This is a genomic window from Streptomyces anandii JCM 4720 (assembly GCF_014650655.1).
Classification (GTDB): domain Bacteria; phylum Actinomycetota; class Actinomycetes; order Streptomycetales; family Streptomycetaceae; genus Streptomyces; species Streptomyces anandii.
The window spans coordinates 128,855-137,790 of the sequence record NZ_BMVJ01000012.1 but is presented as its reverse complement, the minus strand read 5'-3'; the positions used below and the strand labels follow the sequence as shown (position 1 = coordinate 137,790).

10 protein-coding genes are annotated in these 8,936 nt (G+C 72.5%); 3 read left to right on the top strand and 7 right to left on the bottom strand.

Annotated features, from left to right (window positions below; all coding sequences use genetic code 11):
* On the bottom strand, positions 1-708 hold a 708-nt coding region (locus tag IE249_RS22210; RefSeq protein ID WP_229859007.1), incomplete at its 3' end, for a methionine ABC transporter ATP-binding protein.
* A gap of 497 nt (positions 709-1,205) precedes the next feature.
* Between IE249_RS22210 and IE249_RS22205 the strand changes: the two genes are divergently transcribed.
* Both IE249_RS22205 and IE249_RS22200 read left to right on the top strand, forming a co-directional pair.
* Entirely contained in the window at positions 1,206-1,565 is a 360-nt protein-coding gene (locus IE249_RS22205) for a hypothetical protein (protein ID WP_189707156.1), read from the top strand.
* A 1-nt stretch (position 1,566) separates the two neighbouring features.
* Entirely contained in the window at positions 1,567-1,989 is a 423-nt protein-coding gene (locus tag IE249_RS22200; RefSeq protein WP_189707154.1) for a hypothetical protein, read from the top strand.
* On the opposite strand, the gene IE249_RS22195 is transcribed toward IE249_RS22200, so the two are convergent.
* From IE249_RS22195 to IE249_RS22185, 3 genes are all read right to left on the bottom strand, one after another.
* Positions 1,979-2,476, bottom strand: a complete 498-nt coding sequence (locus IE249_RS22195; protein WP_189707307.1) for a GNAT family N-acetyltransferase — start codon at positions 2,474-2,476, stop codon at positions 1,979-1,981. The two genes, IE249_RS22200 and IE249_RS22195, sit on opposite strands and share 11 nt — an antisense overlap.
* Before the next feature lie 45 nt (positions 2,477-2,521).
* The gene (locus IE249_RS22190) at positions 2,522-3,028 is read right to left on the bottom strand and encodes an RNA polymerase sigma factor (RefSeq protein ID WP_189707305.1); all 507 of its coding nucleotides are present in this window, start codon (positions 3,026-3,028) and stop codon (positions 2,522-2,524) included.
* 91 nt (positions 3,029-3,119) lie between these two features.
* Positions 3,120-4,364: a glycerophosphodiester phosphodiesterase gene (locus tag IE249_RS22185; protein ID WP_189707152.1), complete on the bottom strand. Its 1,245-nt coding sequence runs from the start codon at positions 4,362-4,364 to the stop codon at positions 3,120-3,122.
* A 369-nt stretch (positions 4,365-4,733) separates the two neighbouring features.
* Here IE249_RS22185 and IE249_RS22180 point away from each other — a divergent pair, with 369 nt between their 5' ends.
* Entirely contained in the window at positions 4,734-5,405 is a 672-nt protein-coding gene (locus tag IE249_RS22180) for a lysophospholipid acyltransferase family protein (protein ID WP_189707150.1), read from the top strand.
* A gap of 127 nt (positions 5,406-5,532) precedes the next feature.
* On the opposite strand, the gene IE249_RS22175 is transcribed toward IE249_RS22180, so the two are convergent.
* The 3 genes from IE249_RS22175 to IE249_RS22165 form a co-directional block, all read right to left on the bottom strand.
* Complete coding sequence (locus tag IE249_RS22175) at positions 5,533-7,056, bottom strand: MFS transporter (protein WP_189707148.1); 1,524 nt, start codon at positions 7,054-7,056, stop codon at positions 5,533-5,535.
* Positions 7,053-7,604 carry a TetR/AcrR family transcriptional regulator gene (locus tag IE249_RS22170; RefSeq protein WP_189707146.1) on the bottom strand — a complete coding sequence of 184 codons (552 nt, stop codon included), beginning with the start codon at positions 7,602-7,604 and terminating at the stop codon, positions 7,053-7,055. The genes IE249_RS22175 and IE249_RS22170 overlap by 4 nt, the downstream gene beginning before the upstream one ends.
* A gap of 114 nt (positions 7,605-7,718) precedes the next feature.
* Positions 7,719-8,690 (bottom strand): aldo/keto reductase, encoded by a 972-nt coding sequence (locus tag IE249_RS22165; protein ID WP_189707144.1) that lies wholly within the window; start codon positions 8,688-8,690, stop codon positions 7,719-7,721.
* Positions 8,691-8,936 lie beyond the last annotated feature (246 nt).

Here is an 8,936-nt window from a genome sequence, read left to right as displayed (position 1 = left end):
GGCGAGCAGTTCGCCGACCGTGCCGGACTCGACGATCCGGCCCCGCTCCATGAGGGCGGCGGAGTCGCAGACCGACTTCACCACGTCCATCTCGTGCGTGATGAGCAGAACGGTGAGGCCGAGCTGCCGGTTCAGGTCGCGCAGCAGCTGGAGGATGGAGCGGGTGGTCTCCGGATCGAGGGCGCTGGTGGCCTCGTCGGAGAGCAGCACCTTGGGGTCGCCGGCCAGGGCGCGGGCGATGCCGACGCGCTGCTTCTGGCCGCCGGAGAGCTGGGCGGGGTAGGCGGCCGCCTTGTCGGCGAGGCCGACGAGGTCGAGCAGTTCCAGCGCCTTGCGGGAACGTTCCTTCCCCGACTTGCCGAGGATCTCCAGGGGCAACTCGACGTTGTCCTGGACGGTGCGCGAGGAGAGCAGGTTGAAGTGCTGGAAGACCATGCCGATCCGGCTGCGCGCCCGCCGCAGCTCCTTGCCGGCGCGGGGACCACGGCCCGCGAGGGCGGTGAGGTCCTGGCCGTCGACGGTCACGGTGCCGGCGGTGGGGCGCTCCAGCAGGTTGACGCAGCGGATGAGCGAGGACTTGCCGGCGCCGGACTGGCCGATGACGCCGTACACCTCGCCTTCGCGTACGTGCAGGTCGACGCCGTCGAGGGCGGTGACCTCGCGGCCGCGCGAGCGGTAGACCTTGGTCAGGCCCGATGTGGTGATCACGTGGGTTTCCGTCACTGTCGAGTGCGCGGGCGTGGGTGTGCCCGGGCAGGGGGACGTTCGTTCAGGGACGCGACACGGCTCTCGCCGGGGGCGAGGGAACCGGGGGAACATGTGCGCCGAAAGGCGTGGCGGTCGGTCGCGTGCGGCATACGCCGGCGCACGCGAGGTGCCACGGCGTCTCGCTTCGGGGCGCGAGGCTCAGGTGGTGCGGGGGCCCTCTAGAAGGCGCACATTCGACACATACAACGAGCACCGGGCGTCATGGTCGCCTCGGTCGCAAGGATGCGGTCGCTCGTCGTGGTCATGCGAGCAGTAAACCAGACCGACGGTCCTGACCGGACATCGCTGTCCGCATACTGGACACCCATGGACACCTACCCGCCCGGCACCGGGCCCGACCCCGCCCGGCTGTGGCCGACGCCACGCGTCGCCCGCCCGCCGCGACTGCCGCCGGGGCCGGGCGGGGCGGGGTGTTTCGGGCGTAATAAGGTCACTGCATGCTTGATGCCCTGACGCTGGTGACCGGCGTCGCCGCGCTGCTGCTCGCCGTCTGGTGCGGCTGGGCGGCCTACCGTGACCAGCCGACGAAGGACTGGCACTTCATCGGGATGGCCGTGGTCTCGCTGCTGGCCCTGGTCCAGCTGGTGATCGGGATCGTGGCGCTGGCGCGGGGCGAGAAGCCGGACCAGGGCACGACGATCTTCGTGGCGTATCTGCTGGGCGCCTTCGCGTGCGTCCCGGCGGCCGCCTTCATGTCGCTGGCCGAGCGCACCCGCTGGGGTTCGGTGACGGTGGCGGCCGGCGGTGTGGTGCTGGCCGTGCTCGAGGTGCGGCTCTATGACATCTGGGGAGGGTGAGATGGCCACCACGCAGCAGAAGCCCGCGAGGACGCGGCTCATCGGCGGGCCGGGAATGCTGCTCGTCTGGTTCTACGGCGTGATGGTCGTCGGCGCGGTGTCGCGCTCCGTCTACCAGATCGCGACCGAGTTCGACCGGGCCCCGCTCGCCTACTCCCTCTCGGCGGTGGCCGGCGTGGTCTACGGCTTCATCACGTACACGCTGGTGCGCGGCGGGGAGAGGGCCCGCAGGGCGGCGCTGGTGTGCTGCGCCGCCGAGCTCACGGGTGTGCTGATCGTGGGCACGTGGACACTGATCGAGCCGTCCGCGTTCCCGGACGCGACCGTGTGGTCGGACTACGGCATGGGCTACGTCTTCATCCCGGTGCTGCTGCCGCTGTCCGCGATGTACTGGCTGCGCAGGGCCCGGACCGTCACGCCGTAGCCGCGTACGTCCCCGCCGGCTTCTCCAGCACGATCATCGGTACGCCGTCGGCGCCCTGGGAGGTGCCGACCGCCTCGTAGCCCACGCGCCGGTACAGACGCAGGTTGCCCTCGCTGCGGTGGCCGGTGTGCAGGCGGAACCTGGTGGCGCCGCGCTCCCCGGCGAGCGCGGACTCGGCGGCGCGCAGCAGGCGCGCGCCGATGCCGTGGCCCTGGAGGCGGGGGTGCACGCAGAGCTTGCCGATGGAGGCGGCGCCGTCCTCGCCGAGGTGGCCGCGGACCGAGCCGACGACCTCCTCGCCGAGCCGGGCGACGAACACGCAGTCCTCGGCGACTTCCCGGCGGACGGAGTCCAGGCTCTGGACGAGGGGGTCGATGCGGTAGTTGCCGTACAGCGCGGCCTCGCTCTGGAAGCACAGGTACTGCAACCTGAAGATCTGCTCCGCGTCCTGCTCGGTCGCCGCAGAGATGGTCACGCTCATGCCCATGTGCGCACGCCTCCCGCTCACCTGATCACCTGTCGTCCCTCACTCCTATCCCCGCGCTTCGTGGGCCGCAACCTCCGGTGCGAGCAGTCGTCGCAGACAACTCAGGCATCGGGAACGTTCCGGGCCGAGACTGCCCTGTGAGATACCCAACTCCCCCGCGATCTCCCGGTAGGTGAGATCCCTCGGCGACAACAGCGCCTCCAGCAGCCGGGGGCAGCGGCCGGGCAGCCGCCGCACCGCGTCGCGCAGGGCGCGGTGGCGGGCGGCGGTGAGGACGAGGTGTTCGGGGCCGCGTTCGTGGTCGTCGGCGGGTTCGAGGGCGTAGGGGCGTTCGAGGCCGGCGGTGCGGCGGGTGCGGCGGGCCTCGGAGCGGACGGCCTTGCGCAGCCAGCCCTGCGGATCGTGTGGTGGGCTGTCCGCCCGCAGCAGCTCCAGCAGCCGCAGCCAGACCGCCTGTTCCAGGTCCCCCGGTTCGGTTCCACAGGCATGTGCCTCGGCCCTGGCCTCGGCGGCCAGCAGGGGGCGCAGGGCGGTGAGCAGGTCGTGCGTCATATGCGTCACGACGCGGCCGCCCCGGCGGGGGTTGCCGGAGCGGCCGGTGGTTCACCCCGAAGCGGGAGCGCGCGGACGGGTGCTTGACGGTTCAGCGGCGCAGGAAGTCCTCGCGGGCGAGCACCCCGGTGTCCGCGTTGTCCGTGAAGACGCCGTCGATGCCGGTGGCGAAGTACGCCTGGAACACGGCGAACACGTCGCCGTAGGCGTCGGCGGCCGTGCCCTTGCGGAACTTCGGCGGCAGGAAGGGGTTTTCGTTGCGGACCGTGTACGGGTGCAGGATCAGGCCCGCCGCGTGGGCGTCGCCGACCAGGCTGCTGGGCTCGGTGAGGTTGCCGTCCTTGTCCTTGGGGATGACCAGGTCCACGGTCGGGCCGATGCCCTGGGCGTAGGAGGCGATCTCCTTCAAACCCTCGGGCGTGATGAGGTCGGCGACCGTGCGCGGGTCGCCGGTGGCCACGAAGTCGTAGGGGCGGGTGTCGGCGCCCGACAGCAGCACGACGAGCGGGTTGCCCACCAGCCTGTTCAGCCGCTGGATGCTGGTCGGCTCGAAGGACTGCAGGATCACCGGCGAGTTCCGGCGGTCCTTGCCGTGCCGGCGCAGCAGCTTCGCGACGCGTTCCTCCAGGCCGAGCCCGAGCGCGCGGAAGTACGTCGGGTGCTTGGTCTCGGGATAGACGATCACCTGCCGGCCGCGCCTGCGGGTCTGCTCGTCCTGCCACTTCAGGACCTCTTCGAAGGTGGGGATCTCCCAGCGCCCGTTGTAGAGGGTGTTGTGCGGGCGGTTGGCCGGGATGCGCTCGACGGCGCGCAGGCGCTTGAGCTCGGCGAGGGTGAAGTCCTCGGTGAACCATCCGGTGGTGGGGACCCCGTCGACGGTCTTGGTGGTTCTGCGGCCGGCGAACTCCGGGTGGTCGGCGACGTCGGTGGTGCCGCCGATCTCGGGCTCGTGCCGGCACACGAGGTGGCCGTCCCTGGTGGGCACCAGGTCGCCGGCCTCGACGATGTCGGCGCCGAGGTCCAGGGCCAGTTCGTAGGAGCCGAAGGTGTGCTCCGGCCGGTAGCCGGCGGCGCCCCGGTGCCCGATGATCGCGGGCTTCGGCAGGCGGCCGATCGGGCCCGCGCCGCCACGTCCGGCCGCCTCGCCGAGCGCCTCCCCGTCCCGCGCCGGGCCGCTCTGCGCGGCGCCCGCCGTGCCCGGCAGTCCGAGGACGGCCCCGCCCGCGCCGAGGGCGGCCGCGCCGAGCAGCGCCCGGCGTCCGGTGACCCGGCCGGTGATCCGTCCGGCGGCCCGCCCGGTCCCGCGTCCTTGCTCGTCCGACTCCTGCGTCCCCATGAGCGCCTCCTGCTCTCGTGTCGTCCGTGCGCGCCCGATCGTAGGTGCGCGGGGATGACGGCCGGGAGACCGCGTGCCGAACACGCGGGTGACGCCGGATGGCCTACGGGACGCGAGTGGTGACACCCCGTCGGCAGGGCGGGCGCATGACGGGCGCGGGGCGGGAAACCCGGACACAGAGGGCGACAGCGCGAGGTGCGTCACACCGTTGCGTGCCGGTTGCCGGGGTGCGACGGGCCCTTCGCGCAGGTAAACGTACGTCAACAGTACGTAAGAGGTGGTGAGCCCGATGTGCAATCGGCCCCGGGCCGCGAGTATCGTCCTCACCTGCACAGACTCATACCGAATCCCTTGACACCGGAGGGCCCGTTGTCCCGCTTCGCGCTCATCAAGGCAGTGCTCGGACCGATCATGCGCCTGATGTTCCGCCCACGGGTGGAGGGTGCGGAGCGCATCCCCGGCGACGGCCCCGTCATCCTGGCCGGCAACCACCTGACGTTCATCGACTCGATGATCCTGCCGCTGGTCTGCGACCGTCAGGTCTTCTTCATCGGCAAGGACGAGTACGTCACCGGCAAGGGCTTCAAGGGCCGGCTGATGGCCTGGTTCTTCACCGGCGTCGGCATGATCCCGGTGGACCGGGACGGCGGCCGCGGCGGGGTGGCGGCCCTGATGACCGGGCGCCGGGTGCTGGAGGAGAACAAGATCTTCGGCATCTACCCGGAGGGCACCCGCTCCCCCGACGGCCGCCTGTACCGGGGCCGCACCGGCATCGCCCGGCTCACCCTGATGACCGGCGCCCCGGTGGTGCCGTTCGCCATGATCGGCACGGACAAGCTGCAGCCCGGGGGTGCGGGGCTGCCCCGGCCGGGCCGGGTCACCGTCCGCTTCGGCGAGCCGATGGAGTTCTCGCGGTACGAGGGCATGGACCGGGACCGGTATGTGCTGCGGGCGGTGACCGACTCGGTGATGGCCGAGGTGATGCGGCTGTCCGGGCAGGAGTACGTGGACATGTACGCCACCAAGGCCAAGGCGGCGTGAGCCTCCGGCGGCTGGGCGGGGTCGCGCCGTAGGGGTGCCTGGAATTCGCCGGGTGCGGGAGCTTTCGGGCTGAGCGCGCAGTTCCCCGCGCCCCTGAAGGAGGGCGCCTCGTTCGGGGCGCCCTCCTTCAGGCCGTTTCCTCCAGGTGCTGGTTTTTCAGCAGGAGCCAGGCTGCTGCCGCTGTGGCCAGGAGTACTGCCGCTCCCGCGCCGGAGGCCAGGTGGAGGCCGTGGACGAAGGCACCCCGGGCCGCGGCCAGGAGGGTGTCCGCCGTGTGCGGCGGCAGGCCCGCCGCCGTCTCCACCGCGCCGCCCAGTGACTCCCGGGCGGCGGACGGGGTGCCGGGCGGGCCCGCGAAGCCGCGGTAGACGCCGGTCACGATCGAGCCGAGCAGCGCGATGCCGAGGGCCGCGCCGAGTTCGTACGCCGTCTCGGAGACCGCCGAGGCTGCGCCCGCCTGGTCCTTGGGCACGCTGGAGAGGATCACGTCGGCGGTCACCGTGAAGGAGAAGCCGGCCCCCACGCCGACCACCAGCAGGGCCGCGCCCAGCAGCGGGTAGCCGGTGGAGGCGCTGAGCGTGGTGAGCGCGGCCAGGGCGAGGCCCACCCCGGCGAGCCCGCCGGAGACCACGGCCCGTACCGAGAAGCGCCGGGCCGCCCTGCCCGCCACCAGCCCGGCCGCGACCGCGCCCACGGCCGCCGGGAGTTCGGCCAGGCCAGCCTCGAGGGGCCGCCTGCCCTGTACGAGTTGCAGGTACTGCGACAGGAAGAACACCAGCCCGGACATGCCGAGCACGGTGAGCAGGTCGGCGAGGACCGCCCCGCCGAAGCCCCGGTTGCGGAACAGCCGGACGTCCAGCAGCGGCCTGGGCAGCGTCAGCTGGCGGTGGACGAACCCGTACAGCGCGGCCGCGCCGAGCAGGCCGGTGGCCAGTGCCGTCCAGGTGGGGCCGTGCGCGGCGGCCTCCTTCACGGCGTAGACGACGCCGACCACGCCGGTCAGGGACAGCACGACGCTCGCCAGGTCCCAGGGACCCGGGTCCGGGTTGCGGGACTCGGGCAGCAGCCGGGCGCCGACGAGGACCAGCACGGCCATCACGGGCAGGTTGATGAGGAAGACCGAGCCCCACCAGAAGTGCTCCAGCAGGAATCCGCCGGCTATGGGACCCACGGCGGTGCCGGCGGAGGCGGTGGCGCCCCAGATGCCGACGGCGAGGCTGCGCTCGCGCGGGTCGTGGAAGATGTTGCGGATCAGGGCGAGGGTGGCGGGCATCAGGGTGGCGCCCGCGACACCGAGCAGCGCCCGGGCGAGGATCATCAGCTCCGGTGTCGTCGCGTAGGCGTTGAGCACGGAGACGGCACCGAACGCCGTGGCGCCGCCCAGCAGGATCCGCTTGCGGCCGATGCGGTCGCCGAGGCTGCCCATGGAGACGAGCAGGCCGGCGATGACGAACGAGTAGACGTCGCCGATCCACAGCAGCTGGGTGCCCGAGGGCCTCAGGTCCTCGCTGATGAAGGGCGTGGCGAGACCGAGCACGGTCGCGTCGACGGCCACCAGCAGCACGGCCAGGACGAGCACGGCGAGCGCGAGCCAGCGGCCTCGGCGCCTCACCGCCTCCGTCACGGGCGCCGGCTGCAGGGTGCTGGTCATGATTCCTCTCTTCGAGTCGCGCCGCCGAGCAGCAACTCGGCGACCATGGTGGGGAAGTCCCGGGCGGCCACCCGGCCGTCCTGCACGGCCCAGGCGCCGGAGGCGATCAGTCCGTAGAGCGCCTCGGTGAGCCAGGCCGGGGTGAGTTCGACGCGGAACTCACCGCTCTGGTGGCCGCGTTGGAACACCGCGCCGATGCGGGCGTCGAGCCGCGCCCAGCCGTCGTTCTGCGGTTCGCCCTCCCACAGCTGGCTCTCGCCGTAGAGGAAGGCGAGCAGACCTGCGGCGGGCTGGATCTCCCGCACGAGTCTGCGGACGGCCTCGCCCGCGGGCCCGTCGTCGAGCCGTGCCGCGTCCACCGCCGCCTCGCACTCCTCGATGCCCAGGGACTCCAGCGCGCGCACGAGCGCGTCCCGCCCCGCGAAGTGGCGGTGCAGGGTGGCCCGGCTGATCCCGGCCGCCTTGGCGACCTCGTCCATGGTGGCGGTGGATCTGCGGGTGAGGAGGTCGGCTGCGCTGCGCAGCACGTGTTCACGGTCGACGGCCATGAGACAACAGTACCCCATGTGAGACGTCAATGTCTCACACTGGGCGTACGTGTCTCACGGTGAGGGTCGGACGTCTTCAGCCGCGTGCCGCCGGGACGGTCGCGTGCCGCCGGCTCAGTGCCAGGGGAGCTGCCCGCGCCGGTCCCAGTAGGCGTGCGGGTCCTCGGCCAGGGCGTCGAGACGGGCGAGCTGGTCCTCGTCGAGGTCGACGGCCGGGGCGTGCAGGTTGGAGGCGAGCTGGCCGAGCGTGGCCGCGCCGGAGAGGACCACACCCGCCCACGGGCGGCACAGGATCAGGGCGAGGGCGACCGCGTCACAGCCGAGACCGGTCTCACCGGCCACGGACCGCAGTGCCTCCGGCGCCTGCGCCCCGGCGAGCCGGCCGTTGGCCATGCCCTCCTTGACGATCACCGTCAGCCCCGCGTCGTGCGCCTCGGCGAGCGCGGGCCCGGCGGAGGTCTCCAGCACGTTGTACGTCGACTGGACGGTACGGAAGAGGGGCTCGCCGTCGACGGTCACGGCGAGGGCGGCCCTGATGGCGTCGGCCTGGGCGGGGCCGCTGGTGGAGAAGCCGATGGTGAGGCCCTGGGCGGCGGCCTCGGCGAGCCGCGCGTGCAGCTCCTTGTCGGTGAGGGCCGGGCTGTCCGGGGTCACCGAGTGGATCTGGTACAGGTCGAGGCGGTCGCCGAGGAGTCCGGCGCTCTCGGCGCGCTGGCGCTCGTAGGTGGCCAGGCTGTGGTCCTTGACCTCGTGCCGCTCGGCGTCGGTGGTCCAGTTCGCGGTGTAGGTGTAGCCCCACTTGCTGCCCACGACGACGTCGTCCGCGTCGGGGCGGGCGGCGAGCCAGCCGGCCAGGAACTCCTCCGAGCGGCCGTAGGAGCGGGCGACGTCGAAGTAGCGGACGCCCTGCGCGTAGGCGGCGTCCAGCAGTTGGTGGGTACGGGTGCGCAGCGCTTCGACACTGCGGTCCGCTCCGAGGTCGTCGTCCCGGCCGAGGTTGATGTAGCCGGGGCGGCCGATGGCGGCGAGGCCGAGGCCGATGTGGCAGGTGGGGGTGGTCGCTGTTGCCAGTCGGGCGAAGGGCATCGCGGGCTCCGTCGGTCGGGTCCGGTTCGGCGTCCCGACCAACGTAGCCCGTGGTGGTGTTCCGGGTTCGCCCACGGGCTCGGTGCGTCCTGTTGTTTCGCGGGTGCGGGTGCGGGCGCGGGCGCGTCTTCTCGGGTGCGGGCGCGGTGTGGCTGGGCGCGCCCACGCGGCGGAGCCGCATGGTGACACAGCCCCGCGCCCCTGGGGATGCTGCCCTAGCGGTTCTTCACCGTCGCCCACTCGTGC

Bases quoted from the DNA above. Each gene is read 5' to 3' on its own strand.
- IE249_RS22175 (WP_189707148.1), bottom strand. From the start codon at position 7,056: ATGACCAGCACCCTGCAGCCGGCGCCCGTGACGGAGGCGGTGAGGCGC.
- IE249_RS22185 (WP_189707152.1), bottom strand. From the start codon at position 4,364: ATGGGGACGCAGGAGTCGGACGAGCAAGGACGCGGGACCGGGCGGGCC.
- IE249_RS22195 (WP_189707307.1), bottom strand. From the start codon at position 2,476: ATGGGCATGAGCGTGACCATCTCTGCGGCGACCGAGCAGGACGCGGAG.
- IE249_RS22205 (WP_189707156.1), top strand. From the start codon at position 1,206: ATGCTTGATGCCCTGACGCTGGTGACCGGCGTCGCCGCGCTGCTGCTC.
- IE249_RS22200 (WP_189707154.1), top strand. From the start codon at position 1,567: ATGGCCACCACGCAGCAGAAGCCCGCGAGGACGCGGCTCATCGGCGGG.
- IE249_RS22170 (WP_189707146.1), bottom strand. From the start codon at position 7,604: ATGGCCGTCGACCGTGAACACGTGCTGCGCAGCGCAGCCGACCTCCTC.
- IE249_RS22190 (WP_189707305.1), bottom strand. From the start codon at position 3,028: ATGACGCACGACCTGCTCACCGCCCTGCGCCCCCTGCTGGCCGCCGAG.
- IE249_RS22165 (WP_189707144.1), bottom strand. From the start codon at position 8,690: ATGCCCTTCGCCCGACTGGCAACAGCGACCACCCCCACCTGCCACATC.